The 20,914-nt window shown below is 46.9% G+C and carries 12 protein-coding genes; 10 read left to right on the top strand and 2 right to left on the bottom strand.

Features of this window, described 5'->3' with window-relative positions; translation table 11 throughout:
- Positions 1-181: 181 nt before the first annotated feature.
- Positions 182-430 carry a hypothetical protein gene (locus AHMF7616_RS03085; RefSeq protein ID WP_115371550.1) on the top strand — a complete coding sequence of 83 codons (249 nt, stop codon included), beginning with the start codon at positions 182-184 and terminating at the stop codon, positions 428-430.
- A gap of 574 nt (positions 431-1,004) precedes the next feature.
- On the opposite strand, the gene AHMF7616_RS03080 is transcribed toward AHMF7616_RS03085, so the two are convergent.
- Positions 1,005-2,477, bottom strand: a complete 1,473-nt coding sequence (locus AHMF7616_RS03080; RefSeq protein ID WP_115371549.1) for a flavin monoamine oxidase family protein — start codon at positions 2,475-2,477, stop codon at positions 1,005-1,007.
- Positions 2,478-3,061: 584 nt separating this feature from the next.
- On the opposite strand from AHMF7616_RS03080, the gene AHMF7616_RS03075 reads away from it, so the two are divergent.
- From AHMF7616_RS03075 to AHMF7616_RS03055, 5 genes are all read left to right on the top strand, one after another.
- A complete protein-coding gene (locus AHMF7616_RS03075; protein WP_115371548.1) occupies positions 3,062-6,151 on the top strand; it encodes a SusC/RagA family TonB-linked outer membrane protein in 3,090 nt (1,029 codons plus the stop codon).
- 41 nt (positions 6,152-6,192) lie between these two features.
- Complete coding sequence (locus tag AHMF7616_RS03070; protein ID WP_115371547.1) at positions 6,193-7,725, top strand: RagB/SusD family nutrient uptake outer membrane protein; 1,533 nt, start codon at positions 6,193-6,195, stop codon at positions 7,723-7,725.
- A 343-nt stretch (positions 7,726-8,068) separates the two neighbouring features.
- On the top strand, positions 8,069-11,617 hold the full coding sequence (locus AHMF7616_RS03065; protein WP_115371546.1) for a VCBS repeat-containing protein: 3,549 nt from the start codon (positions 8,069-8,071) through the stop codon (positions 11,615-11,617).
- Positions 11,618-11,707: 90 nt separating this feature from the next.
- Positions 11,708-12,856 carry an acyltransferase family protein gene (locus AHMF7616_RS03060; RefSeq protein ID WP_199474070.1) on the top strand — a complete coding sequence of 383 codons (1,149 nt, stop codon included), beginning with the start codon at positions 11,708-11,710 and terminating at the stop codon, positions 12,854-12,856.
- Positions 12,857-13,056: 200 nt separating this feature from the next.
- A complete protein-coding gene (locus tag AHMF7616_RS03055) occupies positions 13,057-14,136 on the top strand; it encodes an amidohydrolase family protein (protein ID WP_115371545.1) in 1,080 nt (359 codons plus the stop codon).
- A gap of 748 nt (positions 14,137-14,884) precedes the next feature.
- Here the strand turns inward: AHMF7616_RS03055 and AHMF7616_RS03050 are convergent.
- Complete coding sequence (locus AHMF7616_RS03050; RefSeq protein ID WP_233507303.1) at positions 14,885-15,874, bottom strand: LacI family DNA-binding transcriptional regulator; 990 nt, start codon at positions 15,872-15,874, stop codon at positions 14,885-14,887.
- Between the two features lie 288 nt (positions 15,875-16,162).
- Between AHMF7616_RS03050 and AHMF7616_RS03045 the strand changes: the two genes are divergently transcribed.
- The 4 genes from AHMF7616_RS03045 (at position 16,163) to AHMF7616_RS03030 (ending at position 20,890) form a co-directional block, all read left to right on the top strand.
- The gene (locus AHMF7616_RS03045) at positions 16,163-17,275 is read left to right on the top strand and encodes a mevalonate kinase family protein (protein ID WP_115371543.1); all 1,113 of its coding nucleotides are present in this window, start codon (positions 16,163-16,165) and stop codon (positions 17,273-17,275) included.
- Positions 17,276-17,349: 74 nt separating this feature from the next.
- Positions 17,350-18,708, top strand: a complete 1,359-nt coding sequence (locus AHMF7616_RS03040) for a Gfo/Idh/MocA family protein (RefSeq protein ID WP_115371542.1) — start codon at positions 17,350-17,352, stop codon at positions 18,706-18,708.
- Between the two features lie 690 nt (positions 18,709-19,398).
- Positions 19,399-19,932 (top strand): DUF4142 domain-containing protein, encoded by a 534-nt coding sequence (locus AHMF7616_RS03035; protein WP_115371541.1) that lies wholly within the window; start codon positions 19,399-19,401, stop codon positions 19,930-19,932.
- 223 nt (positions 19,933-20,155) lie between these two features.
- Positions 20,156-20,890 carry a hypothetical protein gene (locus AHMF7616_RS03030; protein WP_115371540.1) on the top strand — a complete coding sequence of 245 codons (735 nt, stop codon included), beginning with the start codon at positions 20,156-20,158 and terminating at the stop codon, positions 20,888-20,890.
- Positions 20,891-20,914 lie beyond the last annotated feature (24 nt).

Raw genomic sequence — 20,914 nt, 5'->3', positions numbered from 1 at the left:
TCCCGAACTAAACTTATTACTAAAGCTAGATCCATTGAAATATTTTAAAAATAATGGAATAATCGATTTAAAAACTATATTAATGTTTGAATATTTTTTTTATCCAAAAAAATAATAGTATCTTAACACAACTTAATCTTAATTTAACTTTCAATTAACCCGTTTAAATTATTTTCGTGCCATGGAACACCAATTCAACAACATCATTCAAACTAATTGCGGCAAAAGATTCGATTTATCTCGGGCATTTCCGTTTGCCCGTAACCTGAGTGCCCCTTACGGTGCCCATAATTTTGCGGTATACAAAGCCAACCAGTGTTATTACATTAAAGGCTACAACACGGGTACGTCCGATAAAGTATTAGATACTTTTGTGCTAATATCGGAAAACGAAGCCTTACAGTACTTAAACAGTAAAGGTGTTAGTTAAAGGCCAGCCTTTCATTTATATTTTAAATTAAAGAAAAAAATCTGGTAATAATCATATAGGTGGTAGTTCCTGAAAAGTTATTTTGGGAACTGTGCGTTTTTCTTTTTGCCGGTATAATCCTGTTTAAGCTACTATAAAAATCAAGCATTTTTAAAATAGTATTTTGAAAATTTTTAAAATTACAAAACTAATCGCATTTCGTTAAGCTGCATCCTTAGGCGGTAGTCACCACTGCTTAGACCTGCCCGCAGGATACAGAAAATTTAAAAAAAGGTGTGGATTTTTTTAAAGGCAGCATTATTTTTAAATTTTTCTATAAAACAACGCTTTTATAACGGCCATACGCCAGCCGCGGCGAATAAATTGGCAAATGCTACCAGGAGCATGAAGCTGTTTAAAGAAGATTAAGGGCTTCCTTTCCCATTTTTAAAGGCCACTTTATTCGATTGCTTCACGTCCTAATTAGCTATCTTGGCGCTGGTTTTTTAAAAAAGTTGGAGTTTCATGTTAAAAAACTTGGGCCTCAGGAAAAGTAAAGGTACTCCTATGGTATCGTCAAATTCGGTGAAAACATTTAAGCTTGATCTATTTCTTGGGCAACGCGGTTAGCGGATCGGGTGGCTGCCTCCATGCCCCAATTTAGATTGTCGGCGTAAGCTCCCGCAAAATGAATGCGGCCGTTGGGGGTTAATACGTGCGGCCAAAGTTTTTTAAGCGAGCCCATCGGAAAATTCAGCCGTTCGCAAGTAAAAGCAAATTGTTCTCGGGGCCAATCCTTTACCAACACCTGTTCAATGGTATCTTGTTTGCCCGGATAAACTTCCCGGAAGGCCGCTAAAGCTTGTTGCGGCGTGGTGCCGCCGGGACCCATCCCCATCAGGGCCACCCGGTGGGTGTCTACTTCTTCGGCTACTTGCCAAATGGCATCAATATTCGGATGATTTAATTCCATGTTGATGCTCAGATTATCTTTCTGCCAGAATTTAGAACTGGCCTGAAAGACGAACCGCGCGTAAGAATCGTAGGCAATATGATCTACTACGTATTGTTTCTCGGGCAATAAAGCAGGCTCCACCGGAATTTTACTAAAAGCCGGCAAAGGAATGCAGTTCGCTAAATAGTCGGCTTTTATTTCTTTTTCCTGGTTAAATTCCTGATACCGAACCGTAACTCCTTGCGCGTGGTGGTTAATTTTTAAAATGGGACAGTTTAGCTTCACCCGTTCCCCTAGTTGCTTGGCAAAAGCATTGGGTAAGCTTTGATTCCCGTTTTGCAGCCGAAAGACTTTTTTTGGAAACAACGGTAATCCCCGGAGTTGCAAAATGGCTTGCCGCCATAATTCGAACAAAGCCGAGGTTTCCTGGCCGCCCATAAATTCCAGTCCGGCTTTAGAAGCACCTTCTTTCCGGTAAATTTCGCTGATCGGGGTATTGTCCAGATGATCATAGCCGACGCCAAAAGGCTGGTATTCATCTTTAAATTTGGACAGGTAAGGTTTGGTGTACAATAAAGGCAGTTCCGGCCATTCGTTTTGCGTTAGAAATTTTATTTCCCGGGCATTTAAATTAAATTTTTTAAGTACCACCGGATCCGCCAGCATTTCTTCGGAGTAAAACTGGCCGTTGATCCGCCGGAGTATTTTTTCGCGCTTGGGATAAGGCAGCACCGGAATATTAAATTGCTTGGCATAGTTCCAGAATAATTCGTAACCCGGCTGAGTAATGTTTTCGGCGCCAAAGTCGGCGTATAAGCCATCCGATAGTCCGTCGCGCACGGTTAACACGTGCCCCCCGTGCCGGGGCGAGGCTTCCAGAACCGTAACTTCGTGGCCGCGCTTCATGAGCTCGTAGGCGCAGCAAAGCCCGGCAATACCCGCCCCGGCCACAATAACTTTTTTGGGGGCAGCGGTCTGAGCCGGGGGCGCTAGTGCCGGAGTGTTATTTTCCAAAGGCTGTTTCCCGCCTAAAAGGTCAGGCGTTAAAATAGACGATCCCAAACCCGCTGCTACCGTCGATTTTAAAAAATTTCTGCGGTTAACCTGTTTCATGTTAATCTAATTAGAGGTAAGAAAAAAGCGGCAGTATTCGTATTTCCAACTCCCGGGGCCAGCAGCGCAAAAGGATTGTAACCTTTTACTAAACCAATGTAGGCTTTTCCTCCTGATTAAATCAAAATTTTTGACCTTTATTTTCAATCTATTCCGGATCAAAAATTTAAAAAATCAGCGGAGAATTAATTTTATAATCAGGACCCAAAATATTGTGAATTTGCGCAAACGTTTGCGCAAGCAGTAGCAAAGCTTTTTACCCCGAAATTCTGAATTACGCTAAATTCAACCTTGATTTATAGGTCAATTTTCTTTTAATTGAAGAGACAAGTAAAGAACCAGCTTCTTTTTAAAGCTTAAACTTAAAATAGCCTGCTTCTTCCACCCAATAAAGCTTAATTTTAGATTGGCGAAGAAGAATAGTTACCAACAGCATTCAGTACCTTTTTCACGATTTATTTTTTAACGGGATTTTACCCGTTGCTTCGTAACTTAAGATTAGAAGTACCCGCCGGATAAGAACCTGTTCCGGAAATTAGCTTAAAGTATTGCCATTAGATTGCCTAATCGATTAACCTTTAACTATGAGAAGTTCTACCCTGAAAATTGTATTATGCTTTCTTTTTACCCTAACTTCTCCGCTTTTATTTGCCCAGGAGCGGTCTGTTTCCGGTAAAGTAACCGACTCGGACAAAGGCGATGGTTTGCCCGGCGTTTCGGTTTTGCTGAAAGGTACCTCCACGGGTACCTCCACCGACGTAAACGGCAACTTTACTTTACCCATTACCGGTAATAACGCCCGTTTAGTAATTTCTTACGTGGGTTATGCGTCGCAGGAAATTCCGGTAACAAATCAAACCAATTTAACCATTGCGCTAAAACCCGATATTAAAGCCTTGGAAGAAGTGGTAGTAGTGGGCTTTGGTACGCAGAAAAAAGGGGATTTAACCGGGGCCGTAGGTGGTATCCGGGGCGATGATATTGGCATTACGTCTAAGCCGGTTTCCAGTCCGGACCAGATTTTGGCGGGCCGGGCTTCGGGGGTAAGCATTGCCAACCGCAGCGGCGATCCGGGTGCGCCCATTAACGTCCGCATCCGCGGCATTGGTTCGCCGGGCGTAAACCAGCCTTTGTGGGTAATCGACGGCGTACCCATCGTGCAAACCGAAAACATGACGGTAAATACCGGTTCCAACACCGAATCAAATCCACTGGCCGGAATAAACCCGAGCGATATTGAATCCATTGACGTGTTAAAAGATGCTTCGGCAGCGGCTATTTACGGAGCGCGGGCGGCGAACGGGGTTATCATTGTAACCACTAAACGGGGCAAAGACGGCAAAGCCAGCTTTACTTACGACGGCTACGTAGGCAAAGGCTCCACCCAAAAAAGACTGGACGTACTCAACGTAGAACAGTACATCGATTTGCAGCAAGAACTAGGGCGCGATTTCAGCCAGTTCCGGGGCCAGCCTTTTGTGGATTGGCAGGACGCGGTATTCCGGACTTCCACCATTATTAACCATAACATCGCGGTTTCGGGAGGCTCGCCCACCGCCAATTACTTTGTGGGAGCGGGTTACTACGACCAGGATGGTATTGAGCCGGCCCAGGGTTTTACCCGGTATTCCATTAAAGCCAACTCCGACGTGAGTGTGGGTAAAAAATTAAAATTCGGCGAGTCGCTGTTACTGAGTTCGGTTAACCGCTTAACGCAATCCGAAAGCGGTTCTTTTGCCGGCATCGGCGCGGCCGATAATGCGCCGTATTTTAAAATTTACGACCCCAACGGCCCTTTAGGCTATAACCCCGAAAACACCACGACCTTGGGCGAAGGCGGCGACGCCTCGAATATCCTCTTACGGGCCGATACCCGCGCCAACTCTACCCGCATTATTACCCGCAAGGTATTAGCCAGCATTTACGGCGAATGGGAAATTATAGCGGGTTTAAAATACCGGATAACCGGCGGCGTGGATTATAACGTGGGCAGCGGCGACTTTTTTCAGGAAGCCATTGCTTTTGATGGCATTACACCTCGCAGCTCGCTGCTGGTGCAGGAACGCCCCATTGAGTTAACCACCAATTTAAGCCATACCCTTACCTATAATAAAGTTTTCGGCGACCATAGTTTAACTGTGCTGGTAGGCGAAGAAGAAACCAACTTCCGGTTCGATAAAGTACGTTTACAGGGTAATAGCTTGTTTAATTCTAAAATTCAGTTTGCCTCTACAGGTTCTACCGTGGCCGCGGCCAACGAAGCCGACCAATGGGCTTTACGCGGGTTTTTGGGCCGGGTAAACTATTCTTATAAAGGTAAATACTTATTTACGGCTAACGTGCGCAACGATAATACTTCCCGGTTTGCCAAAGGCAACCGCTCCCAAACTTTCCCGTCTTTTTCGGCGGGCTGGCGCATCAGCGAAGAAAGTTTCTTTCCGAAAGGCAACGTGTTCGACGATTTAAAAATTCGGGGCAGCTGGGGCCAGTCGGGTAACCAGTTTACCGGAGCTAACTTTGCCTTTTTATCAACCCTGAAAACCACTATTTTTTACCCGATTGGTACGGGGCAAGTGCCCATGCGTGGCCTGGCTCCCGTAAACTTTACCAACGAAAACCTGCGCTGGGAAACCAGTAACCAGTTAGATATTGGTACCGACATTAGCTTACTGCGCAGCCGCATCGAAATCACCGCCGATTACTACCGCAAAATCACCAAAGATGTGCTCATTGGCCTGCCTATTCCGTTTACCTCCGGTTATTTTCTGGCGGCCGATGCCAACGTAGGCGAAATTTTAAACCGGGGCATAGAACTGGCGGTAAACTACCGTAACCGCATTGGCGAGGTGAGTTACAGCTTGGGCGGCAACATTACTACCGTGCACAACGAAGTGCTGGATTTAGGTAACATTACCGAAATTATTACCGGGGTAAGCGGGGCCTCTACCCACCGTACTACCGTAGGCGAGCCGCTGGGTTATTTATACGGTTACAAAACCGATGGTATTTACCAAACCCAGGCCGAAGTAGATGCCGCCTTGCCCGATGCTTTTTCCTCGGACCGCGCTCCCGGTGATATCCGGTTTGTGGATGTAAATAAAGATGGCCGAGTGGATGCCCTGGACCGTACCAAAATTGGAAATCCGAATCCCCGCTATTTTTACGGCATCAACGGCTCGGCCAGTTACAAAGGATTCGACTTAACTTTATTACTCCAAGGCGTTGGCGGCATAGAAGTGTATAACGAAGCGCGGGTGGGCATGGAAAGCATGACCGGTGCCAACAATTCCACCACCCGCGTACTGGACCGCTGGACCGAAGCGGGTTCGAGCAACACCATGCCCCGCGCCGTGGCCAACGACCCGAACGGTAATGGCCGCTACTCCGACCGCTGGATCGAGAACGCCAGCTTTATGCGGATTAAAAATTTACAAATCGGCTACGCTTTACCCACCACTAAACTGCAAGGTTGGACCAAAGAATTTGTTTCGAAAGCCCGTATTTACGTCGCGGCTCAGAACCTGTACACCTTTACCAAATACCTGGGCTTCGACCCGGAAGTAACCCGGGGCTTTAGTTTCCAGAAAGGAGACATTGTTTTGGCCAACGGTCAGGACCCCGGCAACTCGCCGCAACCCCGCATTTACCAGTTGGGCGTGCAGGTTACTTTCTAAGCAAAGCGGTTTACTCCGGTTTTTATCTAAAGCTATCACTCATGAAAAAAATATCTTTTTCTCTATTAGCCGCTTTTCTAACGCTTAATTCCTGTAATAACCTGGATTTAGTGCCCCTGGATAAGCTTACCTCCGGCGACTTTTACAAAACGGCCGCGGACTTCGACGGAGCCATTTTTGCCTCGTATTCTTCCATTCAGGATTTCTGGGGCACCAGTACCGAAACCCTCGGCGAGGCGGGCGAATTCTGGAAAATCTCGGTGGTATCTTCGGATGATGTAATCGCTGACCCTAATAACGCGGACGGTATTTCGCGCGATGCCGATAATTTAATTATTCGGGCCAGCGACAAACCTTATGCGGCCATATATACCCAGATTTACGAAGGTATTCTGCGGGCTAATCTGGTGTTGGAAAACCTGAACAACGAGAATCAGTTAACCGCCGAACAAAAAAGCCGGTTCGAAGGCGAAGCCAAGTTTCTCCGGGCTTTTTTTCATTTCGAAGCTTTAAAATTGTGGGGAACGCCCCCTTTGGCTACCCAGGTAAAACGCGATTTAAATGATTTAGCCTTGCCCAACGCTACTCCGGAGCAATTATACACGCAAATACTGGCGGATTTTACCGACGCTTATAACAAGTTGCCCTTAACTTGGGACGATGCTAATAAAGGCCGGGTAACCAAATACGCCGCCCAGGCTTACGTGGGCAAAGTAAACGTCTGGAAAAAAGATTGGCCCGCGGCCATTGCGGCTTTTGAGGATGTTATTACCAACGGCCCGTTTAGTTTAATCAGCACGGGCAATTCGCAGAAAGACCTGGACGATGTGTTTGCTTTTAACAACGAAAACAATCCGGAATCCATTTTTGAAGTGCAGTACGGCGGCCCTTTTTCCGATGATAACGTTTGGGTTTTCGACGATACGCACTCCGAGGCCTTTAAAGCTTCGCAGGGAACTACCCGTAGCCTGTACTGGGATGCTGGGAACGGAGCACCCGGGGGAAAATCGGGTTGGTGGGCACCCAGCCCGGATTTGGTGGCCGCTTACGAACCCAACGATGCCCGCTTAAAAGTGTACGTATATCAAGCCGGCGATACCTATTACACCACCGATTATACGCCGGTACCTTACAATCCGGAATGGTCCTCCACGGGTTATACCATGAAAAAATACGGGGGCGCCCGCAACATGGTGCAAGCCGATAATTCCCCAAACCAGCAGGCCAATTTTAACAACGAGCGGCTCTACCGTTTCGCCGAGTTAAAACTGCTTTACGCCGAAGCCTTAATTGCCCAGGGCCGAACCGCCGATGCGGCCCAACAAATTAACGATATCCGCCGCCGGGCCGGCTTACCCGATTTAGTTGCTGGCGTTGATCTTACCGAAGCGCTCCGGAAAGAAAAAAGAGTAGAACTGGCTTTTGAGCCGCACCGCTGGTTTGATATTGTACGCTGGGGCATTGGCGCCCAGGTGTTCGGCAGTAAATGGCAGGATAAATACAACGTGTATCCTTTACCCCAAACCGAAATCGATCGCACCGGCGGTATTTTAAAACAAAATCCGGGATACTGAAAGTGAAAAGTTTACCACCCGTGGACCCTCTAAATTTAAAAATTATTTAAACCAGCATACGTGTTCCGGATTTAAACCAGCATACGTGTTCCGGAGCAAAAATTAAAAAAACCACCAACCAATACAGAGAGGCCAATTGGTACACGTACCAGTTCCTCTCTGCTTTTTAACCAGATAGACTATCAACTACAAAGCATAATTTTAAAAAAAGTTTTTCCGGGTACTGTTTTTTACCCTACATAAAAAATAATTTTTAGCTATAGCCAATACTCTGAATGAATTTTTTCACACAAATACCAACAAGTCTTTAATTTTCACCAAAAACAGCGTTTGTCTTTACTGCATGCCCAAGCTCACTAGCATATTTCTTTGGGGCTTTTGTTGCCTATTGCTTGGTTGCCGACCCAAAACCATTCTTTTTGAACGACTCTCGCCGGCCAAAACAGGCATTTTTTTTAAAAATACGATTCAGGAAAACGAGCAGCACAATGTATTTACCTATACCAATATTTACACCGGTGCCGGAGTAGCCGCCGGCGACTTTAACAACGATGGCTTAACCGACTTGTTTTTTAGTGGCAACATGGTGTCGGGCCGTTTGTATTTGAACAAGGGAAATTTAAAGTTTGAAGATATTACCACTGCGGCGGGCCTCACCAGCACCCGCTGGCAAACAGGTGCCACGGTAGTTGATATTAACCAGGATGGCTGGCCGGACATTTACGTGTGTGTTTCCGGGAATGAAGTTGGCCCGGAACGCGGCAATTTACTGTACATCAACAATCGTAATAATACTTTTACCGAAAGCGCCCAGGCCTACGGGCTGGCGGATACACGCCAGGTGATGCACGCTTCTTTTTTTGATTACGACCGCGACGGCGACCTCGATGCTTTTTTAATCGTTAACCCGGCTTCGCTGCGCGACAATGTAAACCTGATCCGGACCCGCCAATTAAAAGGCGAAAGTCCCAGCACGGATGTTTTGTACCGGAACAACGGCGATAATACTTTCACGGATGTTTCGCGGGAAGCCGGTATTCTGGCCGAAGGTTACAGCCTGGGTTTAGCCGTAAGCGATATTAATAACGATGGCTGGCCCGACGTGTATATCTCCAATGATTTTATCAGCAACGATGTTCTGTACATCAACAACCAGGATGGCACCTTCACCGACCGGGCCGCGGAATGCCTGAAACACACCAGCTACGCGGGCATGGGCAACGACATTGCCGATATTAACAACGATGGGCTGATGGATATCGTGGAGCTGGACATGCGGCCCGAAGATAATCACCGGCAGAAATTAATCATGCCGGCCTCGGGTTACGACCGTTTTCAACTTTCTCTGAATAAAGGCTATAATGCGCAATACAGCCGCAATACCTTACAGTTAAACCAAGGCAACGGCAAGTTCAGCGAAATAGGTTATCTAGCGGGTATCAGCAGTACCGATTGGAGTTGGAGCGCCTTACTCGCCGATTACGACAACGACGGCGACCGGGATTTATTCGTAACCAACGGTTTTTTAAAAAACATGGGCGATCTGGATTACGTGCATTACCAGAATATATACAACGGTCCCATCGGCTCCGAGCAAAGTAAAATCAAAAACAAAATAGCCGCTATTCAATCGTTGCCGGGGGTTCCGCTCCGCAATTATTTATACGAAAACAAAGGCAACTTAACTTTTCAGAACCAGTCCGAAGCCTGGGGTTTGAAGGCCGAAGGTTTTTCTAACGGAGCGGTGTACGTTGATTTAGATAACGACGGGGATTTGGAATTGGTGGTAAATACCATTAATGCCGAAGCACAGGTTTATGAAAACAAAAGCAATGAGCGTCAGAAGAAGAATTTTTTAAAAATCAAGCTGGTCGGGCCTGCCCAGAATCGCAACGGCATTGGCACCAAAATAAAAATAACCACTAAAGCCCGGCGCCAATTTTACGAACATTTTCTTTCCCGGGGCTACGAATCTTCCGTGGACCCTGTGATTCACTTCGGCCTGGGAAATTTAAAAACGGTAGACCAGGTAGAGGTTTGGTGGCCCGATGGCCAGTATCAGTTAATCCCGCGTGTGCCGGCTAACCAGGTGCTGCCAGTCCATTACGCTTCGGCCACAACGGCGCCCGCTGTTATTCCTGCTGCCCCCAAAACTTTATTCCAACCCTTACCCGATAAACTAGGATTACATTACCAGCACCGCGAAAGCAACTTTGTGGATTTTAAGCGACAACCTTTGTTACCGCACGGCCATTCCCGCCAGGGCCCCGGGATAGCTGTGGGCGATGTAAACAGCGACGGCCTGGCCGACGTGTACGTGAGCGGAGCCAGCAATCAGGCGGGCGCCTTGTTTTTTCAGCAAAGCAATGGCCGGTTCCAACGGCAACCCACCCCGGTACCGGATAGTTTGGCCGATGGTCTGGGTGTTCTTTTCTTCGATGCCGACGGCGACCAGGACCAGGACTTGTACGTGGCGAGTGGCGGCTCGGAGCCGGCAACCGGCGCGGCCGGATACCCGGATTACTTGTACCGGAACAATGGCCAAGGTCAGTTTACCCGTGCGGCTTCGGCTTTGCCCCCGTTGCGGGAGAGCGGCGCCAGTGTAGTGGCCGCCGATTACGACCGGGACGGGGATTTAGATTTATTCGTGGGCGGGCGGCTCACGCCGGGGGCCTACCCTACTACGCCGCGGAGCTATTTATTACGCAACGAAAGTAAGGCCGGCCAATGCTCTTTCCGGGAAGTTACCCAGCAGATCAGTCCGGAACTAGTCCGGGCGGGAATGGTAACCAGTGCTTTGTGGACCGATTACGATAACGATGGCTGGGTAGATTTGCTGGTGGCCGGGGAGTTTATGCCCATTCGCTTTTACCATAACCAGCGCGGCAAGTTAGTAGAAGCTACTCCGCAAACCGGCTTGGCCCATACGACCGGATGGTGGAACAGCTTAGTACCCGGCGATTTTGACCAGGACGGGGATACCGATTACTTGGCGGGAAACGTAGGACTGAATACCCGTTACCGGGCCACGGCCCAGGAGCCTTTGTGCCTGTACGCCAAGGATTACAACCGGGATGGCCTTCTGGATCCCGTAATGAGCTATTATAACCAGGGCCAGCGCTACATTTTGCCGGGCCGCGACGATTTGATAGACCAGATAAACTCCATGCGGGGCCGCTTCCCGACTTACCGGTCTTACGCCGAAGCTACCTTCGATAAATCTTTTTTACCCCAGGAACTAGCCGATGCCCAGGTTTTGTGCGCCGAACGCATGGAAAGCAGCTACCTGGAAAATCGGGGTAATGGCCGGTTTACTATCCGGACTTTGCCGGCGGCAGTGCAGATAGCGCCCCTCAACGGCATGGTAACTAATGATTTTAACCAGGATGGGTTCCTGGATGTGCTCGCCGTAGGCAATTCCTATGCCCCCGAGGTAGTTACCGGGCGCTACGATGCCGGCTTAGGGTGGTTGTTATGCGGGAATGGGAAAGGCCAATTTACAGTAATACCCGCCCGGGAAAGTGGATTTATAGCCGAAGGCGATGCAAAAGCCCTGGTGCAAATAAAACAGCAAAATGGCCCGCCCTTGTATCTAACGAGTAATAACCACGGCAGCTTAACCGTATTTGCGGGGCAGGCTTCCGGCACGTATTACCCGGCCCAACCCAACGACGCCTTCGCGGAGGTGCAGCTGAAAAACGGGAAACGCTACAAGCACGAATTTACCTACGGCGCAGCTTACCTCTCCCAAACCGAAAGAATGTTAGCCCTTTCTCCTGATGTAGTGCAGGTGAAAATTACCGATTACCAAGGCGTAAGCCGCCGCCTCACCGGGCCATTAATGGAGGTACTGGCTACCAAAAATTTAAAATCACCGCCAATGGCTAGATGAATAATTTTGAGAAATGCACACCAGCAGCCGGTGCAGAATAGCCGGAAAAGTTTAAGGCTGATTTTAAAAAAATAACTTAAAATTTAAAATATGAAAGTAATGACCCCGGATACCTCAGCGGATATTGAGCAAACCCCATTAACGCAAACCAGTTCTCCCCGCCTGCTTTCGCTCGATTTTATGCGCGGGCTCATCATGGTTTTGCTCATGCTGGAAGCTTCGGGCTTGTACGAACAATTGTACCAGGAAGAAGGGTCGGGTGTTTTTCATGCTTTCATGCAGCAGTTTTTTCACCATCCGTGGCACGGCTTGCGTTTCTGGGATTTAATCCAACCCGGCTTTATGTTTATTGCCGGTACCGCCCTGGCCTATTCCCTGATCCGGCAGCAACAAAAAAACATGCCCTGGAGCCAGTCTTTTTTAAAAGTATTAAAGCGCTCGGGCTGGTTGTTTTTCTGGGGCGTGTTGGATTACGCGGTTAGGCCAAAAGGCCTTTCGTTTGAGCTTTGGGATGTGCTGACCCAGTTGTCTTTTACCACCTTGGTTACTTTCCTGGTTTTTAGATGGAGCCTGCAATCGCAATTTGTTTTTAGCCTCGGATTATTACTTTTAACCGAAGTTTTATACCGCTTTACCGCTATTCCCGGCTTCGACCAACCTTTCACCGACCAGCATAATTTTGGCAACTACGTCGATTTGTTATTAATGAACGTGATTAACTCCGGCGGTTGGGTAGCTATTAACTGCCTTCCTACCACGGCCCATACCTTATGGGGAGCCATGGCCGGCCGGCTGTTACTTTCTAATAAACCCGGCCTCGAAAAAGTAAAATGGCTTTTTGTGGCCGGAGCTGCCGCCTTTGTAACCGGTTACCTGCTGGATTTTACCATCACGCCCATTATTAAACGCATTGCCACCAGTTCGTTTGTGTTGGTTTCCGGCGGCTGGTGTTTACTCGCCCTGGCTTTTTTATACTGGTGGATTGATATTAAAAATCACCGCAAGTATTTGTTTTTCTTTCTGGTAGTAGGCATGAACTCGCTGTTTATTTACTTGTTTTTCGAGATTGTCGGTCATCGCTGGTTTAACGAGTACATCGGGGCTATTACCGGCGGATTGCTGCAGATGGCGCAAGTGCCTGCTTCCTTAATCGGTATCATAACCTCGTTGGTAATATTTTACCTCGAATGGCGGATGTTGCTGTTTTTGTACCGGCGCGGTATATTTTTTAAAGTTTAAGGCAGCCCGTTCAAGTAAAAGCCGGGTCTTCTTTCTATACGGATCCGGTAATCAAAACGCATTGCTTCCGTCATTTTTAAATTTAGCTACGGTTAACCTTAAATTTTTAAAAAACCGGTCGTAACCGCTTATCTCCGCACCAAAAAATTTTGTACCGAAAGCCTATCCGTTCACCTCATCAGCTTGTCAAAACTTGTTTTATGATTAAAAATACCACCCTGCTCCTGGCTTTTCTGGTTGTAATCGGGCGCACTTCTGTGGCCCAGGACCTGGACAAATTACTGTTAAAAGATTACCGGCCGCAGTCCATCTATAAAATTCCGATTACCCGGGTTCCGAAAGCCAAGTATCCTGTAATCGATCTGCATTCGCACCCGTACGCCAAATCCGACACCGAAATAGCCGAATGGGTAAAAACTATGGACCAGGTAGGCGTGGAGAAAACCGTTATTTTATCGTATTCCACCGGCGCCCGGTTTGATTCGATCCAGAAAGCCTACCGGAAATACGGGAACCGGTTCGAGGTTTGGTGTGGCTTTGATTTTACGGGCAAAGACAAAACGGGCTGGAGTAAGAAAGCCGTGAAAGAGTTGGAGCGTTGTTTTAAAGCGGGTGCCCGGGGGGTAGGCGAGTTAGGCGATAAAGGCTTAGGTGAATTTTACTCATTGCCCACGCCCGGGTATGGTCTGCATATGGATGATCCGCGCATGAAACCTTTATTGCAAAAATGCGCCGAGTTAAAAATGCCTATCAGCATCCACGTGGCCGAACCTTACTGGATGTACGAACCCATGGACTCCACCAACGACGGTTTAATGAACGCTTACCAATGGAAAATTGATAAAACCAAACCCGGTTTAATTGGCCACGCCGAATTAGTGAAAACATTGGAAAATGCCGCCCGCGATAACCCCAAAACTACTTTTGTAGCCTGCCACTTTGCCAACACCGAATATGATTTAAGCATTCTGGGCAATTTGTTCGATAAATACCCGAACCTGTACGCCGACATCGCCGCCCGTTACGGAGAAGTAGCGCCTATACCGCGGTACATGCAAACTTTTTTTAAAAAATACCAGGACCGCCTGGTTTATGGCACCGATATGGGCACCAGCCCCAAAATGTACGAAACCACCTTCCGGATTTTAGAAACTTCGGACGAACACTTCTACGAATTTCATCAGTTTAGCTACCATTGGCCCCTGAATGGATTTAACCTCGACAATGATACGCTTCGCAAAGTTTACCGCGATAATGCTTTAAAGATTCTGATGAAGTAAAACTAGATAGTGAGTAACAAGAGCATTGCTACCACTTAAGGTTGTTTTTTGGAGCCGGTTCCCGTCTCCATTTACTGGTGCTATCTAGCTAGCCACCTTTATGCTTGCCTCCTGGCCGGCGGGCCCCGTTTGGCTCTTCCGGGCTGGTCTAAGCTTGTTTTGTTCGTGCCTCACAATGCCTCGTTCCTCGACACCACAAGCTTAGAAGGCCCTCCTGAGCCAAACTGATGTCATCTACATTTAGCTTCGGCTTTCTTGACTCAAATAGTTTAGACGCGCGATTTTAGAAAATATATTTACATTATCACCTAGTACCGAAAGCACTAATGTTTATATTCTTGGCTCTGTTTTTCTAAGTAAATTTTAAAAATTTACTTAAAACATTCATGTTTAACCAGTATAAAAATGGTAGTAACGGTAGCTAAGAACAACTAACATCAGTTTGGCTGTGGATGGGCTACTAAAATTTTGGTGTGCAGCAGGCACATACCGCCGCGGAGCGAGAAAGAAAAGAATGAAGCAACAGCGGCATCTCCTCCCCTGTTTTTAGGGGAGGTCCCGCAGGGGAGGGGTGAACTCCCCGTTTGGCCATGAGGCAAACTCAGCCAGTTCAAACACGATAGCGCCCGAGCACGGAGACTTGAAAAGGCTCCAAAGATGAACCATTATTAAAACACTAAAATTAACTCAACTGGCCTTAAGCAGCCCATCCAATCTAACTTTTTTAAATTTTAACTCATCTATGAAATTATTCCAAACGTTGAATCAGTTTGGACTTAATAACTACTTCTTGCCGGGTAGCGGTATCCGGATCGGCAATAGCCGCCATTAAAATCTGGGCCGCTTTCTGGCCCATTTCGTACGGAAACTGCTCAATAGAAGCAATGGGCGGATGATCGAGGTAAGCGCAGAAAGAAAGATTCGAGAAGCTGACAAAACAAATATCTTTATTTATGTGCAGGCCGCGTTCTTTGCACACCTGCATGGCATCCAACGCCACGTAATCGTGAAAAGCCAGAATGGCTTGCGGTGGTTCGGGTAAATTTAAAAGTTCGTTGGTTTTCCGGATAGTATCTTCCCGCAACAGGTTTACACTTTTTATATAATGAATATTAACCGGAATGCGGTGTTCCTGCAAGGCTTTCACGTAGCCGTTTAAGCGTTCTTCGGTGGCTTGCAAAGTATTAGGGCCATTTAACAAAGCAATCCGCGACCAGCCATTTGCAATCAAAAATTCGATGGCTTCGTAGGCGCCCACCATAATGTCGGAATACACGCAACTGTTCGGGGCCCGCTTAATCACCCGGTCAAACAGCACCACCGGCACACCGTGTTTTTGAGCTTCGTCCAGGTGCAGGTAGGTTTGGGTTTCCGAAGCCACCGATACAATTATGCCGTCCACGCCGTGTTTAATCAGCGAAGTAATGGCGGCCCGTTCCCGCTCAAAATTATTCCGCGATTGCACCACCAAAACACTGTAACCCAAAGGCGTGGTAGTATCTTCAATCCCCGAAATTGCTAGCGAAAAAAACTGTTCCGTTAAAAACGGCAGCACCACGCCAATGTTAAACGTGCATTTCTTTTTTAAATAAATAGCCGTGGAATTCGGCACGTACCCCATTTGCTGCACCAACGCGTGCACTTGCTCCCGGGTTCGTAAACCAATGCGCGGATGATTCTGCAAAGCGCGCGACACAGTAGTAACCGAAACGCCCAAACGTTTGGCAATCTCTTTCATCGTGGGCACATTGGAAGCCATGGCAGCAGGAAATAAACTATTTTTAAAAATAAAGCCTTACCGGCCATTAAGCTAATAAATAAAATCTATTTAAAAGCGCCTAATTTGCGCAATCGGTTGTGCTTTAATTGAAGTCTGTTTATCGGCATAATTCCGGTTTATTCCTTTCAGGCGTCTTGAATAACTAGCCGGAAGTATTTATATTCATCAGCTATAACAGAAATAAGAGCCCGGATTTTTAAAATTCGAAGGCTTATTGGTCTAATTATAAAAACGAAAAATTAACCTATGCCCCCTCCGGACAATTCCATTCGTGTTTCCAGCCCTGGGCGAATTTGTTTATTCGGCGAGCACCAGGATTACCTGGGTTTACCGGTTATTGCGGCGGCTATTTCCCGGCGGATTGGCCTTACCGGCACCATTCGGGAGGATAAACAAGTAATTTTGCATTTGCCCGATATAAACAGTACCGAAACCTTTACCTTAGCCCCCGCGCTAACCTACGAAAAACCCCGCGACTATTTCCGGAGTGCGGTTAATATTTTGCAACGCGAGGGCCTGCGCTTTTCCCGGGGCCTGGAAGTTACCGTGCGGGGCAATATTCCCATCAACTCGGGCACATCCAGTTCTTCGGCCTTGCTCGTAGCCTGGATTAATTTTTTGTTGCAGGTAACCGATAATCCCATATCTAAATCGCAGGCAACTATCGGGGAATTAGCGTACCAGGCCGAAGTCCTGGAATTTGGCGAACCCGGCGGCATGATGGATCATTATTCTACGGCCGTGGGTGATATTATTTACCTGGAGTCGCAACCCGTTATTCGCATTGCAACCTTCCGGCCCACCTTGGGCACTTTTGTGTTGGGCGATTCGCAGGAACCCAAAGATACGCTCACCATTTTAAAAAGAGTAAAATACGGCATGCTGGAAGCTCTCCGTAAGATAAAGACCCATGATCCGGATTTCCATTTACACCGGTTCCCCCTGGACCACGCCAACGATTACCGCGATATTTTAACTCCTGACGAATTAATACTTTTTAAAAGTAATTTATCCGACCGCGATATTTTACTGGAAGCTAAAAATTTGCTGGAACAGCCCACTACCGATCATTCTAAACTGGGCCAACTGTTAAACCAGCACCAAACTAATTTGCGCGAGGCCAAGAAAGTTTCGACGCCCAAAATAAACGCCATGATTGCGGCCGCTTTGGAGGCCGGGGCTTTAGGCGCCAAAATAAACGGTTCGGGTGGCGGCGGTTGTATGTTTGCCTACGCCCCGGAAAATCCGGAACAGGTAGTAGCCACCATTGAAAAACAAGGCGGCAAAGGGTATATTATTACGGTAGATGCAGGAACCCGCGTGGAGCCGGCCGATACGCCGGTGGTCAGTTTAGCCTGAATAAAGGCGCTTCTTAGCACGCAACGCTCCCAAAATTTAAAAAAATTTAAAAATACTAATTAATCATACAGCCTATGGCTTACTTTGTTAACCGCCGGGATTTTATCCGGAAGAGTTCCCATCTTTTGGCCGCCACGGCCGCAACCAGTTTATTACCCGGAACCTTATTGGCGCAAAAAGCCGCTCCTAAAGTTCGGTTGGGCTTTATTGGGGTAGGTTTGCGGGGCCGCAACCACGTGCACAATGCTTTAGCTTTTCCGGAAGTAACCATTACCGCTATTTGCGATACCGATCCGGCCGCTATTGCGGCAACCCAGAAAATGCTTCGCGAAGCCGGCCACAAAGAAGCGAAAGTTTACAATAAAAACGATCACGATTTTGAAAATTTAGTCAAGCGCGACGATGTAGACGGCGTTATTATCGCTACTCCCTGGGAATGGCACGTGCCCATGGCCTTAGCCGCCATGAATGCCCGCAAATACGCCGGCGTAGAAGTATCGGCCACGGTAAAACTGGAAGAATCCTGGGCCTTGGTAGATACTTTTGAAAAAACCGGGTCGCATTGCATGATCCTCGAAAATGTGTGTTACCGCCGCGACGTAATGGCCGTGTTAAACATGGTGCGGCAAAATCTTTTCGGCGAAATCACGCATTTACAATGCGGCTACCAACACGATTTGCGGGGCATAAAATTTAACGACGGCAAACAACCGCCCGGCGTGGGCGTAGAATTCGGGCCGAAAGCTTTTAGCGAAGCCAAATGGCGCACCCAGCATTCCATCGACCGGAACGGCGACATCTACCCCACCCATGGTTTAGGACCCGTGGCCGAAATGATTAATATTAACCGGGGCAATCAGTTTTTGTATTTAACCTCCATGGCCTCCAAAGGCTTAGGTTTGCACAAGTACATTGTAGATAACGGCGGCGAAAACCACCCCAACGCCCAAGTAAAGTTTAAGCTCGGCGACGTGGTGCAAACCATGATTAAGTGCGCCAACGGCGAAACCATCTTAATCACCCACGATACCAACTCGCCGCGCCCTTATTCTTTAGGTTTCCGGGTGCAGGGTACTAATGGCCTCTGGATGGATGATGGTAACCAAATTTACATTGAAAAAGTAAGTAAAACCAATGATGAATGGGAACCAGCCGATCCGTATTTAAAAAAATACGATCATAAAGTCTGGCAGCAGTTCGAGAAAGTAGCCGAAGGCGCGGGCCACGGCGGCATGGATTATTTTGTGATGCGGGATTTTGTAGAAGCCGTTAAAAACAAAACCGCTCCCCCCATTGATGTGTACGATGCTGCCGCCTGGTCGGCTATCAGTCCTTTGTCGGAACAATCCATTGCCCAGAACTCCGCCTCCATTCCTATCCCGGATTTTACCCGCGGCAAATGGAAAACGCGCAAACCGGTTTTTGCGGTGTAAACAAGAACTTTTGGCTTTTTTAAAATAAGGAAAGTCTGGAACTCACCGATGCATTACGTTGAATTCCAGACTTTCTATTTTGTAGGCCATTTGCAAAAAGATACTTAAAGTTGTTCGTGCAGACACCAACAACGGCACCGTTCAGGAACAAGGTGCATACTGGTAACTTTTACCGAAGTTTTAGTAGATCAAAGCTTCTACGCGACCGCCTACCTCACCTTTTTTGCTTGACTGTAAAGCGAATCCGCGCCATTAAGTATCTTTCGCTAATTGGTAAAAGCTAAGCTCACCCATTCCCTTTTTAACTCCTAGCCTTTTCTGCTTCACTCTTCTTTTTCTAAATCAACCCAGATGGAGTAACTCCTGAGCTATTTTTCCATAATTATCAACTAATGTTTTTATAGCTGGCAACTCGCAGTATTAGCTGTCGGTAAACCACTTGTTTATATATCATCCGTTTAACTTTTTTGCACGCAGCTCCTGTTATTTTAAAATTCCATTTACGGCCTGATAATGCATTTCTGTATTTTATACGTAATTACCTGCTGCAAATACGTAAAATCAAGTTGGCCATTCAACAATCCGGTAAAGCAATCCGTTTTTACTTGCACTGCGTAAAACCATATTTACCCGTGTAGTACAGCAAAATTTTCTTAACAAAAAACAAACATTTTTTAATTACAAATTTCAATGAAAAATATTCAGGTAAAATGGTGGCTGCTCTTGCTACTTATTATAAGTACCACAGTTAGTAGCTGCGAGAAGGAAGATTCGGGTAATGCCGGTCGGTTAACCGAAACGGATTTTATGGTGGCAGCGGCCAATAGCGATCTTTTTGAAATTCAGACCGGGCAGATAGCTTCTGGAAAAGGTACGCTTTCCGAAGTCCGGGAGTTCGCGCAGCACTTGGTAATGGACCACACAACCTCCAGCAACGAACTTCGAATTTTGGCCAATCAAAAGAAAATAACATTACCCGACTCGCTTACTGAAGATAACCGGGCTATTCGGATGCGCCTTTCCGGCCAAAGTGGTGTTGCCTTTGATAAAGATTTTATAGAAGTGCAAATAACTGCTCACGACGAAGCCATCAGTTTGTACGAGCAAGCCACCCGCGAAATTCAAGACCCGGATATCCGGAACTTTGCCACTAAAACGTTACCCATTTTGCAGGGCCACCGGGACCACGCCGTTATGGTAAAATCTAAAATCGATTCTTTTTAAAAATTTAAAAAAATACCCTTTGTTATAAAAAATCCTGCTCCGATGTAAGAGCAGGATTTTTTTATGGAAGTTACCGCACCGTATATCCTATACATTGTGCTTTTTTTTTCGTACTTTTTACTTACCTAAATAACTCCTTCTGGCCGGTCAAGTGTACCTTCATTCGTACTGCCCGATCGGCTCACCTGAAATAGATAATTTTTAAATTTTGGAATACTAGATTATGAAAAAGCTGCCTGTAAACTGGTTAAGTGATGGCTTAATTGATTTTGAATACAAGAAATACTTATTACTCGATTATTTGCAGGGGGTAAAAACCGAGTTTGGCGCGCAACGGCTCTACCCTATCTTCTCTGATTTAATCATGCATTACCAAAATTTACTGCAAATTAAAGAACACAAAAAATTGGTTTACGAGCAATTCCCGGAGCGGATCAGTCGGGCCGATTTTGAAAAGCTGGAACTGGTGTACCAGAAGATTGTGGAAGACGATGCTACCATGAAAGAACTGGAAGAAATTATTCAGTTTGCCGCGCCTTTGTTTAGCCAAGCCGTAGATACCGGTAAAGAAATATACAACACGGTGGAACGCCACCTGGAAATAACGCCGGTGGGTATTACGCCCATTTATTTCAACGAAGGCTATTTATTTTTGGAAGAATACTGGAATCAGGAAACCAAAATTTACTTTTACAAAATTACCATTTTTAAAAATACTTACGAGCAATACCGGGGTATCCACACCCAGCACCTGGATACCGTACGGCGAGGCATGGCGCTTACCCACGAAAACCTGAAATTACAGTTGGCCCGGGAGAACCGCGACTTTCCGAATCCGGCTACTTTTGCCGTGGTGGCGCGGGCCCGTTTTCCGTTCGAACATTCCATTTTACCTATTGCCAAACGCTCATTGGTAAAATACCTGAGTGCTTTAGGTAATTATCCCGTTCGGGAGTAACTATAAGGTTTGTACTTTTAAAGG

The organism is Adhaeribacter pallidiroseus (assembly GCF_003340495.1).
GTDB lineage: Bacteria > Bacteroidota > Bacteroidia > Cytophagales > Hymenobacteraceae > Adhaeribacter > Adhaeribacter pallidiroseus.
This window is presented reverse-complemented; position numbering and strand designations above follow the sequence as displayed.